Origin of the sequence: Aestuariivivens sp. NBU2969 (assembly GCF_019931125.1) — a bacterium.
GTDB classification, from domain to species: domain Bacteria; phylum Bacteroidota; class Bacteroidia; order Flavobacteriales; family Flavobacteriaceae; genus Aestuariivivens; species Aestuariivivens marinum.
In genome coordinates, this window is the sequence record NZ_JAIOUU010000005.1 from 49,942 (window position 1) to 67,274 (window position 17,333).

General features: G+C 34.4%; 12 protein-coding genes. 8 read left to right on the forward strand and 4 right to left on the reverse strand.

The features are described from left to right. Positions 1–123 precede the first annotated feature (123 nt). Positions 124–2,526 (forward strand): glycoside hydrolase family 31 protein, encoded by a 2,403-nt coding sequence (locus tag K7G79_RS05605; protein ID WP_223549986.1) that lies wholly within the window; start codon positions 124–126, stop codon positions 2,524–2,526. Positions 2,527–2,578: 52 nt separating this feature from the next. On the opposite strand, the gene K7G79_RS05610 is transcribed toward K7G79_RS05605, so the two are convergent. Both K7G79_RS05610 and K7G79_RS05615 read right to left on the reverse strand, forming a co-directional pair. Next, positions 2,579–3,370, reverse strand: a complete 792-nt coding sequence (locus K7G79_RS05610; protein WP_255575944.1) for a PhzF family phenazine biosynthesis protein — start codon at positions 3,368–3,370, stop codon at positions 2,579–2,581. Further along, positions 3,370–5,217 (reverse strand): sodium:proton antiporter, encoded by a 1,848-nt coding sequence (locus K7G79_RS05615; protein ID WP_223549988.1) that lies wholly within the window; start codon positions 5,215–5,217, stop codon positions 3,370–3,372. Before K7G79_RS05615 ends, K7G79_RS05610 begins: the two co-directional genes overlap by 1 nt. 105 nt (positions 5,218–5,322) lie before the next feature. On the opposite strand from K7G79_RS05615, the gene K7G79_RS05620 reads away from it, so the two are divergent. From K7G79_RS05620 to K7G79_RS05640, 5 genes are all read left to right on the forward strand, one after another. After that, the gene (locus K7G79_RS05620; protein ID WP_223549990.1) at positions 5,323–6,171 is read left to right on the forward strand and encodes a universal stress protein; all 849 of its coding nucleotides are present in this window, start codon (positions 5,323–5,325) and stop codon (positions 6,169–6,171) included. Further along, positions 6,168–8,372 (forward strand): SulP family inorganic anion transporter, encoded by a 2,205-nt coding sequence (locus tag K7G79_RS05625; RefSeq protein ID WP_223549992.1) that lies wholly within the window; start codon positions 6,168–6,170, stop codon positions 8,370–8,372. The genes K7G79_RS05620 and K7G79_RS05625 overlap by 4 nt, the downstream gene beginning before the upstream one ends. Before the next feature lie 73 nt (positions 8,373–8,445). After that, complete coding sequence (locus K7G79_RS05630) at positions 8,446–9,306, forward strand: MBL fold metallo-hydrolase (RefSeq protein ID WP_223549994.1); 861 nt, start codon at positions 8,446–8,448, stop codon at positions 9,304–9,306. A 13-nt stretch (positions 9,307–9,319) separates the two neighbouring features. Beyond that, the gene (locus K7G79_RS05635; protein ID WP_223549996.1) at positions 9,320–10,930 is read left to right on the forward strand and encodes a S8 family peptidase; all 1,611 of its coding nucleotides are present in this window, start codon (positions 9,320–9,322) and stop codon (positions 10,928–10,930) included. Between the two features lie 10 nt (positions 10,931–10,940). Beyond that, positions 10,941–12,770, forward strand: coding sequence for a M1 family metallopeptidase (locus K7G79_RS05640; protein ID WP_370634193.1), 1,830 nt, complete (start codon positions 10,941–10,943; stop codon positions 12,768–12,770). A gap of 68 nt (positions 12,771–12,838) precedes the next feature. On the opposite strand, the gene K7G79_RS05645 is transcribed toward K7G79_RS05640, so the two are convergent. Together K7G79_RS05645 and K7G79_RS05650 are read right to left on the reverse strand one after the other, a co-directional pair. Beyond that, on the reverse strand, positions 12,839–13,999 hold the full coding sequence (locus tag K7G79_RS05645) for a succinylglutamate desuccinylase/aspartoacylase family protein (protein WP_223549998.1): 1,161 nt from the start codon (positions 13,997–13,999) through the stop codon (positions 12,839–12,841). A 3-nt stretch (positions 14,000–14,002) separates the two neighbouring features. Beyond that, positions 14,003–15,853 carry a CBS domain-containing protein gene (locus K7G79_RS05650; protein ID WP_223550000.1) on the reverse strand — a complete coding sequence of 617 codons (1,851 nt, stop codon included), beginning with the start codon at positions 15,851–15,853 and terminating at the stop codon, positions 14,003–14,005. A 139-nt stretch (positions 15,854–15,992) separates the two neighbouring features. Between K7G79_RS05650 and rnpA the strand changes: the two genes are divergently transcribed. Continuing rightward, positions 15,993–16,370, forward strand: coding sequence for a ribonuclease P protein component (gene rnpA / locus K7G79_RS05655; protein WP_223550001.1), 378 nt, complete (start codon positions 15,993–15,995; stop codon positions 16,368–16,370). Positions 16,371–16,490: 120 nt separating this feature from the next. Beyond that, positions 16,491–17,303, forward strand: coding sequence for a DUF4349 domain-containing protein (locus K7G79_RS05660; protein ID WP_223550003.1), 813 nt, complete (start codon positions 16,491–16,493; stop codon positions 17,301–17,303). Positions 17,304–17,333: the final 30 nt, after the last annotated feature.

The following is a 17,333-nucleotide window of genomic DNA, read 5'->3' on the forward strand; positions in this document are numbered from 1 at the left end:
CTTTTATAATTATATCTCTAATTGTTTGGTCTTAACGCAAATAATTAGCGATATTTTTACCAAATATAAAGGCCTAAAACCTAATATATTTGTTACTTTCGTGGATTAATTAACTCGTTAATTATGATATTAAATACAGAACTTGAACATAAAGGGAACCTATTTCCTTCCAAAATAATTTCATACAAAAAGAACCTTAATGTATTATCATTTGAAACCATAAATGGTGTTATTTTGCAGGTAACCGTACGTCGGGATAGTATTTTGCGCTTTAGATATACAACTTCGGGTAGTTTTGATAATGATTTCTCTTATGCCATCACCAAATATGCCAGTAGAGGCTATAATCACCTTGAAGTCTCTGAAGATGAAGACTATTATAGGATTACGACTTCAAAACTTATTTGCCATATTTCAAAACCAGATGTAAGAATCTCTATTTTTGATAGAAAAGACAATGCACTCATTTGTGAAGATGAGCTGGGTTTCCATTGGGAAGAAAGTTATGAACTGGGTGGCGATGTTGTTAAAATGTCCAAAACGGCACAACCAGGGGAAAGTTATTACGGTTTAGGGGATAAACCCGTAGATAATAACCTAAAAGGCAAGCGTTTTGAAAATTGGGTGACCGATTCGTATGCTTATGGCAGGGACACCGACCCTATTTACAAAGCCATTCCGTTTTACACGGGATTGCACAACAAAAAAGCCTATGGTATCTTTTTTGACAATACCTTTAAAACCTTTTTCGATTTTTGTCAGGAACGCAGGAATGTTACTAGCTTTTGGGCACATGGTGGTGAAATGAACTACTACTTTATTTATGGTCCGGAAATGAGTGAAGTAGTAGCCAATTACACTGATCTAACTGGCAAGCCTCATGCTCTTCCTCCACTTTGGGCTTTGGGTTATCACCAATGCAAGTGGAGCTATTATCCAGAATCTAATGTAAAAGATATTGCGGCTAAGTTTAGGGAACTACAAATTCCTTGCGATGCTATATACTTAGATATTGACTACATGCAAGGGTTTCGATGTTTTACTTGGAGTGATGAATACTTTCCAGACCCTAAGCGTATGGTTAAAGAATTAGCTGACGACGGTTTTAAGACCATTGTTATAATAGATCCGGGTATTAAAATAGACATGGATTACAGTGTGTTTAAAGAAGGTCTGGAAAAAGATTATTTTTGTAAACGTGCCGATGGCCCTTATATGAAAGGAAAAGTATGGCCTGGAGAATGTTACTTCCCAGATTTTACACGAGCAGAGGTAAGAGAATGGTGGTCTGGATTATTCAAGGAACTTATTGAAGATATAGGGGTTAAAGGTGTTTGGAACGATATGAATGAACCCGCTGTAATGGACGTCCCCGGAAAAACATTTCCTAACGATGTACGTCATGATTATGATGGTAACCCTTGTAGCCATAGAAAGGCACACAACGTTTATGGTATGCAAATGGCCAGGGCAACTTATCAAGGTTTAAAAAAGTTTTCCTACCCAAAGCGTCCGTTTGTCATTACTAGAGCTGCTTATTCAGGCACACAACGGTACACCTCCAGCTGGACAGGAGACAATGTAGCTTCTTGGGATCATCTTAATATAGCCAACCTGCAAGCGCAACGTATGGCTATGTCTGGATTTTCCTTTGTGGGATCAGATATAGGTGGTTTTGCCGAACAACCTAATGGCGAACTCTACGCTCGCTGGATCCAGTTGGGTATTTTCCATCCGTTCTGTAGAACACACTCTTCTGGCGACCATGGTGATCAAGAGCCTTGGGCTTTTGGTGATAACATTACCAAGGTGGTTAAGAAATTTATTGAATTAAGGTATCAATTATTACCCTATTTGTATACCGCCTTTTGGCGTTATGCCGAAGAAGGTATTCCTATTTTAAAATCATTGGTATTATACGATCAAGAAGACCCTCAAACGCATTATAGAAATGATGAGTTTATTTTTGGCGAAAAAATTCTGGTTTGTCCCGTTAATGCACCAAATCAAAAAGGACGTCGCATGTATGTTCCCAATGGATTGTGGTACAATTTCTGGACTGATGATGTTGTGATTGGCGGCCAGGAGGTATGGGTTGATGCAGATTTAGATAGCATGCCTATTTTTGTTAAGGAAGGTGCTATTGTCCCTAAGTATCCTATTCAACAATATGTTGGCGAAAAAGTGATTGATGAATTGTTATTGGATGTGTATTACAAACTAGGCAAAGAAACTTCAGAGGTTTATGAAGATGCTACCGATGGTTACGATTATATAAAAGGGAGATATAGTTTAAGAACTTTTAAATTATCTGGAAAGAAGAACGAATTGATTATCCAACAACATAAGTCTGGTAAATATATCACCTCTTATAAAACTTTTAAAATAAGTCTTCATGGATTGCCTTTTAAAATTTCAAAGGTACAGGTAGATAATGAAGAAATTGCCTTTAAGGATATAAAACTTAACGGTGATAATACCTTAATACTTACCAAAGAGTTTACTGAATTGCATATTATGGCTTAGACCTAAAACCTATAAAGGCTCAATTTAAAAATTGAGCCTTTTGTTTCACAGACTAACCAAAATAAATCTCACCAATTAAATATGGCCTACATTGCCCACTAATCTCTACCCTATTACCTAAATAACGGCATTCTAAACGTCCTTTTCTATTCGATAATTGTATTGCTGTTAATTCCGTTTTACCCAACTGTTTAGACCAATAAGGTGTTAGTGTAGTATGTGCCGATCCCGTTACAGGATCTTCATCAATGCCTGATTGAGGTGCAAAAAAACGTGAAACAAAATCGGTTTGATTGCCTTTTGCGGTTACTATGACGCCACGAACTTTTAATTTTGAAATCTCACCGAATAGAGGTTTTAGCATTTTTATTTGTTCCTCATTCTCAAATACCAATAGGTAATCCGTTTTTCCCTTAAAAATCTTTTTGGGTTTAATATTAAAACAATTATTAATCTCATTGGTTAAAGTAGTGTCTTCAATTGTATCTGCAGGAAAGTTGAGGGTCAATAATCTTTCTTGTTTAGTTACTATTAATGTTCCACTCCGCGGTGAATAAAATTGAATGGTATCAGTCTCGTGGTTTTCATAATTGAACAATACAAATGCGGCGGCCAATGTAGCGTGTCCACATAGGTCGACTTCAACTTTTGGTGTAAACCATCTTATTTCAAAACGATTGTCTTGCTTAACATAAAAGGCGGTTTCTGGTAGGTTATTTTCCATAGCTATGCTTTGTAAAATAGCATCATCAAGCCATTGGTCTAACGGACAAACGGCTGCTGGATTTCCAGAAAAAACCTTATTGGCAAACGCATCAATATGATATATTTTTTGAGGTATCATTAAGTTAATTTTTGTACCTGTTCCATATCAAAAGGCTTTCCCAAATAAACTAGTTGAAATCCTTTTTTAATAGTCTCTATTTCTAAGTTGTATGAAGATATAATGTGTAATTCTCCTTCTAAATCTTTAATAAATAAAGGAATCATGTCTTTATCCTTGTTGGTAATTTCAATAAGCTTAATATAATGCTCTTTGTCTTGTAATTCAATTTCCTGTATGGAAGGATATTTACCTGTTAGTTCCATTAAAGCATTGTAATCATCAGTATGCGAAAACAAACCTTCTCTTGGATTGTTGCTATCGTCTAGCATCTCTTGGATGGTTACCAGTCTAAAAGATCCATTTTCTCCAAATTGCTTTCCAAATTTGTTAATAGCATATTTATTAATGTCAGAATTACCTGTTAAGGCCATTAAATAGCCCATATCATTTAATTCGATATTATCAAATATTGTGTCTGAAAAAATATTCGTGGTTATAGCCTCAAGATCCATTTCCTTAGCTTTTTCAACATTACGCTCGTTGCTATCTATTAATACCACATGTCTGCCATTAGATACAAGGTAATGACCTATCAATCTTGAAGTTTTTGAAGCTCCAATTATTAATATTCCTTCCGATTTTTTTAAAAACACACCTATTAATTTAGCAAATAACCTTGCCGTAGTTGCATTCAATAAAACGGTCCCAAGTACAATCATAAATACCAATGGGGTAATGTATTCTGCACCTGAAACACCTTGCTTGATCAATTTACTTCCAAAAAGCGACGCGATTCCAGCAGCAACAATTCCTCTTGGCCCTACCCAACTTATAAAAAGCTTTTCATTAAATTTAAGTTTTGAACCTGCTGTACTTAAAAAGACAGCAAGTGGCCTTACTAAAAGTATTACCGCTAAGAAAATAGCTCCTGTTTTCCAAGTGTATAACAGCATTAAATCTTCTATATTGATATTAGCTGCCAAAAGAATAAATAGAATAGAGATAAGCAAAACACTTAAGGACTCCTTAAAATATAAAAGCTCTTTAATATTGTTAAGTTTACTATTGCCCAAAACCATTCCCATAACCACAACAGCCAGTAATCCAGATTCGTGGGCAAAAATTTCAGACTCAACAAACACTAATAACACCGTGGAAAGTGAAACGACATTCAATAAATAATGTGGAATAAGTTTTTTATTGATAACAAATGCCAGGGCATGGGCAAATGTAAATCCAAAAGTGGTCCCAAAAAGAATGATTTTACCAAACTCCACCAATGCCGTTTTTGTAAAACCGCTATCCCCTTCAACACTAATAAACTCAAATACCAATACCGCAACTAACGCTCCAATAGGATCAATTAATATCCCTTCCCATTTCAAAACGGCAGACACATCCTTTTTTAATGGAATATTTCGAAGAATAGGTGTAATAACAGTAGGGCCAGTAACAATTATAAGTCCTGAAAATAAAAAAGATATTTCCCAACTTAAATCAAAAATAAAGTAAGCCAAGATTCCAGCTCCAAAAAACGTAACGGCAGAGCCCAGAGTTATTAGTTTAGTAATGACTGGCCCAAGCGTTTTTATTTCAGACCGTTTTAAAGTCAGGCCTCCTTCAAAAAGGATAATACTAATGGCTAGTGAGACAAAATAGTACAGACCATCGCCGGGGAAAAGCCCTTTACTTCCATTCCAAATAGGTTCAATCCATTTGCTTCCATCATCCGAAATGTATTCAGCTGCAATAGGTCCAACCAACAACCCAATTATAATTAACGGAAGAATTGCAGGAATCTTAAATTTCCATGCAACCCATTGTGCTAATATGCCTAAAATTATAATTCCTGCTAGCTCTATCATATTGTTTTCTGTTTTATTAAAAGCACTAATTTAAACAAAACGGTTGATTTAGTTTTTTTAAAAAATAGTATCTTTCAGATTTCAGAATAAAAAGTATTTAGCATTTTGGTTTTAAAACCTTTTAAAAGTATTGGTATTGGGGTGGCATTTTCGCCCAATTTAAAGGCAAACCTATTTGAGGCAGCTAGACTGTCCGTTTTCTTTAAGTCTAAGTTATTCTTAGTCCACGTTGGAGAGGCTTCCGATGATAAAATAAAAGCCTTTAAAGTCATTCTTAGCGCTTTTAAGAAAGACCTTTTAGATTATGAGGTCGTTTTCAAACCTGGTAATCCCGTTGAGGTTATTTTATCTACATGTGAAGAAAAAGAAATAGACCTGCTCATTCTTGGAGCAGTGCAACGAGAACGATTTTTAAAATATTATGTAGGTTCCATTGCGCGAAAAATTACCAGACAAGCTAATTGCTCTGTGCTACTGTTAATAAAGCCTTCTGTTAAAAGGGTGCCTTGCAAGCATATTGTTGTAAACGGTTTAAAAGACCCAAAGACTAAAAACACCATTACCTGTGCATTTTATGTGGCAAAAATGCTTGATGCTGAAAGAGTTACCATCGTAGAAGAAATTAAACAAGATGCCATAGCTGTTAAGGTTGATGATGACAAATCATTGCGGCGAGCCAATATCATAAAAGAGCGTATTAAGCTTAGGGAAAACTCGAGGATAAAGGAAATTGTTGAGAGTATCCCGAAGCAATATACTGAAAACATGCTCATAAAATCCCAACCTATTTTTGGAAAACAAGGATACTCCATTGGTCATTATGCACAAGTGTCCCGAGCCGATTTATTAGTAATGAACGCTCCAAGTAGAATGACCTTTTGGGATCGCTTATTTCCTCATGATATAGAACATATTTTAACCGAGTTGCCAACCGATGTATTAATTCTTCAATGAGTCCGAAAAAAAATAACATCAAAGCTTTTTTTAAGGCAATTCCAAAAAATATATTCTCTGGTTTTGTAGTAAGCCTCATAGCCTTACCCTTAGGGCTCGGACTTGCCATGGCAAGTGATGCACCGCCAATAGCAGGAATAATTTCGGCAGTTATAGGTGGTATTATTGTTTCTATTTTAGGTGGAAGTCATGTTACCATTGCCGGACCTGGAAATGGTTTGGTTGGTGTTATCTTAATAGCTATTACTGCTCTAGGTTTGGAATCAGCTTATATTGCTATTGTTTTTTCTGGAGTTTTTTTAATCCTATTGGGCTTTTTTAGAATGGGTACATTGGCTGATTTTTTTCCTTCTTCAGCTATTCAAGGTATGTTGGCTGCAATAGGGCTTATTATATTGGGAAAACAGTTTCACATCATGCTAGCCCATAGAATTAAGCGTGATGACACTCTAGACTATCTCATAGAAATACCATTTAGTGTTAATGATGCTTTGCACTATGAAAATAAAGGTCTCATTTTTGCAGCATTAGCAGGTGTTATTAGTTTATCCATCATGTTGTTTTATTCTAAACTTCGAAATAAGTATTTACAACTTATTCCTGCTCCTATGTGGATTGTTATTTTGTCTATTGGATTTAGTTACTATTTCGAATTGGTGTTACATGAACAAAACCCCATTTCAAAAGAATATATGATAACTGGCATACCTACTATTCAACATATTATTTCAGACATACCCGTTCCAAATTTTAGTAAAGTATCTACGTTATCGTTTTGGGGAAGTGTACTGGCACTAACACTTATTGCCAGTATAGAATCGTTATTAAGTATAAAAGCAGTAGATAAATTGGATCCAGAAAAAAGGAGGTCTAATGTAAACAAGGATTTAAAAGCTTTAGGGTTGGCAACTGTGGGCAGTGGTTTTTTAGGCGGCCTTAACGTAGTGACGGTTATTGCAAGAAGTTCGGTAAACGTTAATAACGGCGCCACTAATAGATCGGCCAATTTTTTCCATGCGCTGTTTCTTGTTCTTTTTATTGTGTTATTTAGCACTCAACTAACTAGAATACCATTGCCCGCTTTGATGGCTATCCTGGTTTATACAGGGTATAAATTGGCATCGCCTAATGTTATCACGAAAATTTTCTCAATTGGCAAGGAACAACTTGTAATTTTCTTTATAACTCTTATCGTTACCTTAAAAGTAGGCCTTATTACGGGTATTGTCGCCGGAGTTATAGCAACATTTATTATTCATATTATTATTAGTAAAAGTTTTGGTTTGTTCATAAGAAACGTGTTGAAGCCTAATGTTCTTATGTACAAAGAAGAAAACACCAATAACTATTATGTTAGTGTAAAACACTTTTGTAGTTTTTTAAATTACTTTCGACTTAAACAACGCCTTGATGTAATACCAGAAAATCAAGATATTATTGTCGATTTTTCGCTTTGTGAATTTGTAGACCATACCGTAATGGAAAACATGTATAGCTATCAGGAACTATTTAACAAAAGAGGTGGGCATTTTGATGTAATTGGTTTGGACATGCATGATACCAAATCTAAACACCCTTTTGCCTTAAGACGTTTATTACCTGTGCCCAACCTTATTAAAAATAGTTTAACGCGTAGGCAAACCATTATGGAAACGCTTTCTAAAGATTATGACCTAGTCTACAATGTGAAAAAGCAAAAAAAGGTCAATTTTTTAAACGATTTTTTATTTTTTAACACTAAAAACATTAGCCATATTTATAACGAAATATCCTATCGAGATAAAACCATATGCTTGTTCGACATTGAATTTTCAGAAGGTGAATTTATAGCAAAAGAAGTTATACATGCCACCATGCTACATATCAACTTAAAAAACAATATTCCTGAATTTACTCTGGACAGAGAAGGCTTTTTAGAAAAAATGTATGCTTTTGCTGGGTTTAAGGATATTCCATTTGAAGACCATGCCGACTTCTCAAAACGTTTTTATCTTTTAGGTGACAACGAAGAAGCTATTCGTGATTTTTTTAGTAATGACCTTATTCATTTCTTTGAAAGCAATCCATATTACCATGTAGAGTCTAACGGAAAGGCTATATTAATATTTGCTAAGGAACGTTTGGCAAGCATTAAGGAAATAAAAGCTTTATTAGATTTTGGTAAACGCTTAAAAGATGTGATATTATTGATAAAGACCTAATTTCAAAATCTTTTCTTAATATATTCTTAACGTTTTTAGTCCTTTAATAGATATTTGTTAATTTGCGCTCCTTATGAACTTTTACCCTATAGAGTCGGGCAATTTTAAATTGGATGGAGGTGCCATGTTTGGTGTTGTACCTAAAGTCTTATGGGAAAAAACCAATCCAGCCGATGCCAATAATATGATCGATCTTGCGGCACGCTGTCTCTTGATTGAAGATGGCAAACGTCTTATTTTAATCGATAACGGTATGGGCAATAAACAATCCTATAAATTCTTCGGCTATTACCATTTATGGGGCAATCATTCCATAGAAAAATCCCTGGCATCATACGGGTTTCATAAAAATGATGTGACCGACGTTTTTATGACCCATCTACATTTCGACCACTGTGGAGGAAGTATTCAATGGAACAAAGACAAAACGGGTTACGAACCCGCCTTTAAAAATGCTACGTTCTGGACTAATAAAAACCATTGGCAATGGGCAACACAACCCAATAGAAGGGAAAAAGCATCTTTCTTGAAGGAAAATTTATTACCTATGGAAGATAGTGGCCAGCTTGATTTTGTAAGGTTAAACAATACTGATTTTATTAAAAGCTCAGAATTAGGTTTTGATATTTTTTTAGCTGATGGCCATACCGAAAAGCAAATGATTCCATTAATACATTACAAAGACAAGACCATTGCTTTTGTGGCCGACCTATTACCAACTGCCGGGCATTTACCTGTACCATACGTTATGGGTTACGACACTAGGCCTTTGTTAACGTTAAACGAAAAAGAAAAATTTCTTAATCTTGCAGCTAACAAAAACTATTATTTGTTTATGGAACATGATGCCCATAACGAAATTATTACCGTACAACATACAGATAAGGGTGTACGCTTAAAAAATACTTTTAAAACAACAGAAATATTTAATTAAATAATTACACATAATGAAAACAATACAATCCTTATTAACCGTTGCAGGAATATCCCTTTTACTTTCCGGCTGCGGAAGCACGCCACTAGTGGTATCAACTCCAATTGAAAATATTGACTCTTCGCCATTAAAAGTTTCAGAATTAACAGAAGCTGAAAAACATAACTGGGGCCACTTGGATTTGGTAAAAGATACTATCCCCGGAATGAGTGTCGATAAAGCTTATTCAGAAATTATTAAAAACAAAAAGGGAAAATCGGTTATTGTTGCAGTTATTGATTCGGGTATCGATATCAATCACGAAGATTTAAACGATGTGTTATGGACCAATGAAGATGAAATTCCAAACAATGGTAAAGATGATGATAACAATGGTTATATTGATGATATCCATGGCTGGAACTTTTTAGGAGACGGCTATGATGAACAATTGGAAATGGTTCGTATAATTGCAAGTGGAGACACAAGTAATCCTGAATATGCTGGTGCTGTTGCCGAATATGAAAAAGAATTTGAAAAATGGTCATCCAGAAAAACACAGTATGACCAAATATCCCAACAAATAAAATTAGCTGACGAAACTCTTGTTAAGCATTTTGGTAAAAAGGATTACACAAAAAAAGAAGTTGATGCAATAAATACCGAAGATGATGACTTAAAGAGAGCTGCACAAATAGCATCATACATGTTTAGCAATGGTTTGGATTCTCTTGGAGAGGCTCTTGAAGAAATAGCAAGTGATTTAGAAAGTATAAATGATAGACTAAGCTATAACCTTAACAAAGATTTTAATGGACGCAAAACTGGTGATAACCCAGATGATTTATCTGATGTTGGTTACGGCAATGGTAATGTTTTACACGTAAAGAAAAGTGAAAGTCATGGTACGCACGTTGCTGGTATTATTGCTGCAGAGCGTAATAATGGTTTAGGGGCCAATGGCGTTGCTAATAATGTTGAGATTATGAGCATTAGAGCTGTGCCCAATGGTGACGAATATGATAAAGATGTGGCATTGGCTATTCGTTACGCTGTAGACAACGGGGCAAAAATTATTAACGGTAGCTTTGGTAAGAGTTTTTCACCTCACAGTGATTGGGTACGTGAAGCTATTGCCTATGCCTCTAAAAATGATGTGGTATTTGTACATGCTGCCGGAAACGACAGTAATGATGTTGATACTGAAAAAAACTATCCGGATGACAACCTAAATAACGGTCCAGAAGTATCAAATTCTTATATTAGGGTTGGAGCATTAGCACCAAAATATGGTTCTAACCTAGTTGCTAGCTTTTCAAATTATGGTAAACAAAACGTAGATGTTTTTGCTCCTGGAGCTAGTGTATATTCTACTACCCCAGAAAACGAATACGGCACGAAAGGTGGTACGTCTATGGCGGCACCTGCTGTAGCTGGTGTAGCTGCATTAATTCGTTCATACTACCCAAAATTAAGTGCTGCTCAGGTAAAGAAAATCATCATGGATTCTGGTCTGGCCCTTAAGACTAAAGTAGTTGTAGGTGGAGACACCAACGATATAAGACCATTTTCAGAATTGTGTAAATCTGGTAGAATAGTTAACGCATACAATGCTTTAATTATGGCCTCCAAACTTGATAAATAACCAATAGTCCATGAAATATAGCCTGTTCTTATTTTTAGGTTTTGTTTTATCTGGAATATCTTGTAAATCCCAAAATGGAATTGCAAACGTAAAGACAATATCGACTATAAAACCAGCGTATTGGCAACAGCATGTTGATTATAAAATGGAAATCGACATAGATGTTAAAAACTATCAATACAAAGGGAAACAACAATTGGTCTATACAAATAATTCACCCGATATCTTGTATAAGGTGTATTATCACCTTTATTTTAATGCTTTTCAACCTGGCAGTGAGATGGATGTGCATTCACGAACCGTTCCAGATCCAGATTCGAGAATTGGAGATAGAATTAATCTTTTAAAGCCCGAAGAAATAGGCTATATAAAAGTAAAGTCCTTAAAACAAAATGGAGCAGATTTGAAATATGAGACAGTAGGCACCGTCTTGGAAGTTGAATTGGCTAATCCAATTCAATCTGGTGAAAGCGCAACTTTTGATATGCTTTTCGATGCCCAAGTTCCTGTACAAATTCGTCGTTCGGGAAGAAACAACAATGAAGGTGTTGCATTATCAATGGCACAATGGTATCCTAAATTAGCTGAATACGATTTTGAAGGCTGGCATGCCGATCCATACATTGAGCGTGAATTTCATGGTGTTTGGGGTAATTTTGATGTTAAGCTAACTATCGACAAAGATTTTGTTGTTGGTGCAACTGGATACCTACAAAACCCCAACGAAATTGGTCATGGTTATGAAACTGGACCAGTATATCGTCCTGAAGGTGATAAATTAACATGGCACTTCATTGCGCCCAATGTACATGATTTTACTTGGGCTGCAGATCCAAATTATATTCATGATACCATTAAGGTTCCTAATGGTCCATTACTGCGCTTTTTTTATAAAAGTAACATGCCTAAAGAAAATTTAGAAAATTGGAAAAATTTGCAGCCCAAGGCAGTTGAACTTATGCAATTCTATAGCAATAATATTGGTAAATATCCTTACGATCAATATTCTGTAATACAAGGAGGCGATGGAGGTATGGAATATGCCATGTGTACTTTGATTCTAGGTGAAGGTACGTTTGATGGTTTGTTTGGAGTTACCGCTCATGAAATGGCTCATACCTGGTTTCAGTTTTTATTGGCTACAAATGAGCTTAAGCACTATTGGATGGATGAAGGCTTTACTGAGTATTTTGGGGAACTTGCAGGGAGCCACATTCTTAATTACAGCTTTAAGGACAAAACAAAAAGTGTTTATGATGTATATCGCTATTTAGCGAAATCTGGACAAGAACAACCTCAAACCACACATGCCGACAGGTTTAATTTTAGGCAGGCCTATTCCATTTCGGCATACTATAAAGGTTATGTGTTTTTGGCCCAATTGGCTTATGTTATTGGCAAGGAAAACCAAGAAAAAACCATAAAAAAATATTTTGAAGATTTTGCTTTTACACACCCTGTCCCTAACGATATTATTCGCACTGCTGAAAAAGTGTCTGGTTTGGAGCTCGATTGGTATTTGATGGATTTTGCTCAAACCACAAATACTATCGATTATGGTGTGAAAGCAATTGAAGGCAGTACTGTTACTTTAGAACGTATCGGTTTAATGCCCATGCCTATAGATGTAACCGTTAAATATACTGACGGCAGTACCGAAGACTTTTATATCCCATTGCAAATGATGCGTGGCGAAAAACCAACCTCTGCTCACATAATTAAAGATTGGGCATGGGCCTACCCTACTTACTCTTTCAAGACTAATAAGCCTGTACAATCTGTTATAATAGACCCAAGTGGTTTAATGGCAGATATAAATTTGGTTAATAATAAAATGTAATTTTTTTTAAAAATTAGGATAAAACCACCTTATTAGAAGGTGGTTTTTTACTATAATGAACGTAAATATTATCTATACCAATGTTCTTCTTTATACATTTCAGTCTTAGCCACCCGCTCACGGTTATACAACAATAAATGGGTTGCATCTGTTTGTTTGCTCCGATAGCCTAAAAGATGAAAAAATGGCTTTGCAAAAAATTTGGCTACTTTTAAATTGACCTTTAAAACTCCTTGCTCCTTATTGTGCCAAATTATACCTGGTAAGATACTCAATAAATTATCTGCTTTTAATAGCCTTAACCAAACTGATAGCTGTAAAAACATTGTGTTTATACTTTTAATAACAAAAAAACCCTCTGATCCTTTTTTTTGATATAAAGGCATAAAAATTTTAGCATTGTATTGTGATGTTATAATGCTTTGTTCATGAATGGCTAGTTTTTCTCCTTTTCGAATGGTTTGAAAACTATCAAATCCATTGCACATTTTAAATTGATCGTTTTTTGAAATACGGTATAAATCTATAATTTCAAAAAAGTGTGTATTGTATATGCCTGCGTTTTTAAGCTGATGGTAATAGGCTTTAAACTTATCGGTATGAAATTCTTTTATTATTCCAGTATAGGCCAACGCTAAGTTAATAAAAGCGACATGATTTCTAAATGCTTGAATGTCGTCATGTTGACCAGATTCAAAGCCAATAGAAACATACCCTAGCTGATTAATGTAACTTAACAATGCTCCATCTAAATATTCCTCAATACCCAAAACTATGGGTACAGGAAATTGCTTGGAAAACCTTCTGTTTATCAATGCATCGTTAATAGTTATAAAAGGTAGAGACTTGCTTGAAGTGGTATGCAAATCAATAAAGTAAAATGGTGGTGTATTAGTTTCTAAAATATGGGTTAAAATTTGCAATAAAGTTAACAACTCTCTCTCCTCTGAGTTTAACTTTTTTTTGTTTTTAATAGCAGTGATGTTATTGTTTGTCCATAATCTGTTTAAATCTTCATCAAGATATCTTTGGTTTTCGTCAAGTGCTTTTAAATTACCCGCTATGGCATAAATATTACCCAATATATTATCTTGTGTAAACGGCTTTAACGCCTCTTTTAAAGCATTTATTCCCGCTTTTTCGTTGCCATGTATGCCACCAAAAAAAACCAAGGTAGGGCTGTTTTTTAAGCCCTTAATTTGTTTAATAATCCTATTAAAATGAGCCATATACTAAAAATCATTTTTTGTTATCAATCCTATTAGTCGGCTCTTTCTTATTACAGGTAAAAAACTAATATTATTATTGGCCATAAGCTTTGCGGCATCTTCTATTAGGCTGTGTTCATTTACTGTTATTATATCTTTTTTCATAAGCCTATTAACCGAAATGTTTGCTTTTTCCTTTTTATCTGCATATAACTCAACGTCTTTCCATGATAAAACACCCTCAAGTTTCTTGGCGTGGTTTGTAACCGGCAAATGGTGAATACCTTTCCATTGCATAATGTTTAACACCAGTTCTATACTATCGCTTTTATCTACAGTAAAAATATCGGTATTCATAATGTGTTTTACCGTCTTTTTGATTTTAGGTATCCGTGAGGTGTTTTTATTGAGTACCTCCCATGTTGAAACCGGATAACCTTTTTGCTGCTTTTTATAAATATGCGATGTTAATATCTGCAGCGCCTCATAACGTTTGTAGTTCTTCAATAAATTTCTATAGCTTCTAACATTCCATTCCGATCCATTATAGAAGGTTGCCCTATTCTCTATAACCTTTAAATAATATTTTGCATCTTCTGGTGAAATACCAAACTTATAGAGTCCTTTATAAGCCATGGGAAGTAATTTATCTAAAATTAAATTATGGCTTGAAATGTATTTACCGTCCCAGTAAAATTGTGATGCCATACCATATCTGGCAGCATTGAAAAAATTACTTTTTACATCATTAAAGTCCCATATCTCATGGATATTGTTATATTCTTTAGGTTTTCCCATCATTACACCAACCCAAAATGCCATATTGGCTATTTCATCTATCAATGTTGGCCCAGAAGGAATGTAACGATTCTCTATTCGTAAATGTGGTTTATTGTTAAAAACCCCATAGCATACCCTATTCCATGGATAAACCGTTCCGTTATGAAGATTAAGGGCTTTTAGTTTAGGGATTTCGCCGTTATTTATCATATCCACGCTGTCCTTAATATAAGCTGTAGTTAAAAAGCTTCTAAAGCGGGATATATTATCCTTAAAAATATCAGAAATGTTTCCTGTTTCCCATTGACTTCCAAAACTAACCCTAGAGAGGTTTTCATCTAGCACATAAGAATTGGCTCTAGTATCAATGCTTTGTGTAAACAAGGCAATTCTGGTCTCGCTCCAAAGTTCCTTACCAAACAATAATGGCGAATTGGTGCAAACACTTAATATAGGACCTGCTATGGCTTGTGACCAATTATAAGTGTCTACAAAATTGTTTGGGTTAACCTGTAGATGCATTTGAAAACTTGTGTTGCAACCCTCAAGCATGACAGAATCGTGTAGTAAGTTCAATTCGTCCACACCTTTAATGTGAATATTGAAATCTTCACGCCTCGAATCTTTAATAGCTTCATTCAACACTTCATAACGCTGCATGGGCGTCATTTTATCTAATGTAATGTTTTCTAAAATTATGGATGGCAAAATACCCGCCAATACAACTTTGGTATTATGTTTATTAGCAGATAATTTTGCTTTTTGCATCAATGTCTTTAATTGCTTATGAAGCAACGAAAAGCATTTTCCTTCAAGTATAACCGGATCTAGATTTACTTCAAGGTTATAATTATTTATCTCGGTTGTAAAGTGTGAATCATTTATAGTTTCCAATACGTCTAAAGAATTATTGCTTGGTGAAAACTGATTGTTTACCAAACAAAACTCCTGTTCTGCACCAACCCTAATAGGTTCTTCCTCAATCAAACCTTGAGTAATCATCATATCAAGGGCTTTAATATCATTTATTAAATGATGAATATAATTTGCCCTATCCTTTTTTTTGGAAAGCTTTGTTACATCTAAATACCCCATTTTACTGATCCTTTCTCATTTTTTTTAGACGATTAAATTACTGTTGTTGCAAATGATAAACTATGATATTTATCATGGCCTGCTTTATGTCTACCTTTATCAAATTCTTATTGCTATTTTTGTTTTCATAATTCAATATATGCGTTATACATTTCCAAAAAAAGAAAAACTTAAAAGTAAAAAACTCATTGAGCAATTGTTTTCTGAAGGGAAATCGGTAACAGCATTCCCTCTTCGCCTAATCTATTTAAAAACCCCACTAATTTATGATATTAAAGCACAAACTGGGGTTTCTGTAAGCAAACGCCATTTTAAAAGAGCTGTAGATAGAAATAGAATAAAGCGTTTAATGCGTGAGGCTTATCGTCTAAATAAAGCCTATTATTTTAACAACATTACGGCTCAATATGCGTTTATGATTTTGTACATTGGTAAAGAAAAACCTAAATTTATTGATGTTGATTCTAAAACGAAACTCTTGTTTGATAAATTTTTAGATAAGGTTTCTATGGCATAATGTATTTTAGAGAGGAGACTTAATAAAACTTAATGCTAAACCAAATTTTTAATATTGAATTACATTTTAATGCAGAGTGTAGTTGAAGTATAGCCTAGATAATACAATAAAATTAAACAAATGAAATCATTTATTACTCTTTTATTACTTGTTTTACCTTTGATGTGTTCTAAGGAAAATAAAGAAATTGATAATTCTGAAACTTTGTTTTATGATTCTGAAATTATTAGTGATGTAAAAGCATCCTCTGTTAACGGAATTGTTTCAACACGACAAGAAGTTTATCCACAAAAAACCATAAAAGAATCTTTTTTGCGTTTCGAGACTCAGGATTTAGATAAAACCTATAGCCTAATTCACAAAACTATACAAGAAAACAAAGGCTTTGTTCAAGAGGATAGATCAAACAAATCCTATAATACCATTACAAGGCATTTAACAATAAGAATACCTAGTAATAATTTTAAAATTGTACTGGATTCTATAAGTAAACAAGTTTCTTATTTTGATACTAAAAGAATATCCTCTAAAGATGTTACAGAAGAGTTTATCGATTTAGAAGCGCGTCTCAAAGCTAAACAAACTCTAGAAAAAAGATATTTAGAATTACTGTCTAAAGCAAAAAACGTAAAAGAAATATTGGAAATAGAGCGAGAGTTATCTATGATAAGAGAAGAAATAGAAGCCAAACAAGGTCGCTTAAAATATCTTGAAAACAAAGTGTCACTAAGTACCTTAGATATAGAATTTTATAAACGCACTTCAGAAATGGGGGTTACCGTTTCCTATGGAAACAAAATGTGGAATGCCATAAAATCTGGATTTAACGGTTTGTCTATATTTTTTATTGGCATTTTACATATATGGCCTTTTATCCTTTTACTTATTATTACTGTCTTTTGGTTTAGAAGGTGGTTGAAAAAAAAGAAGTGAAAATGAAGCCCCCATAAGCAAAACTTTGTT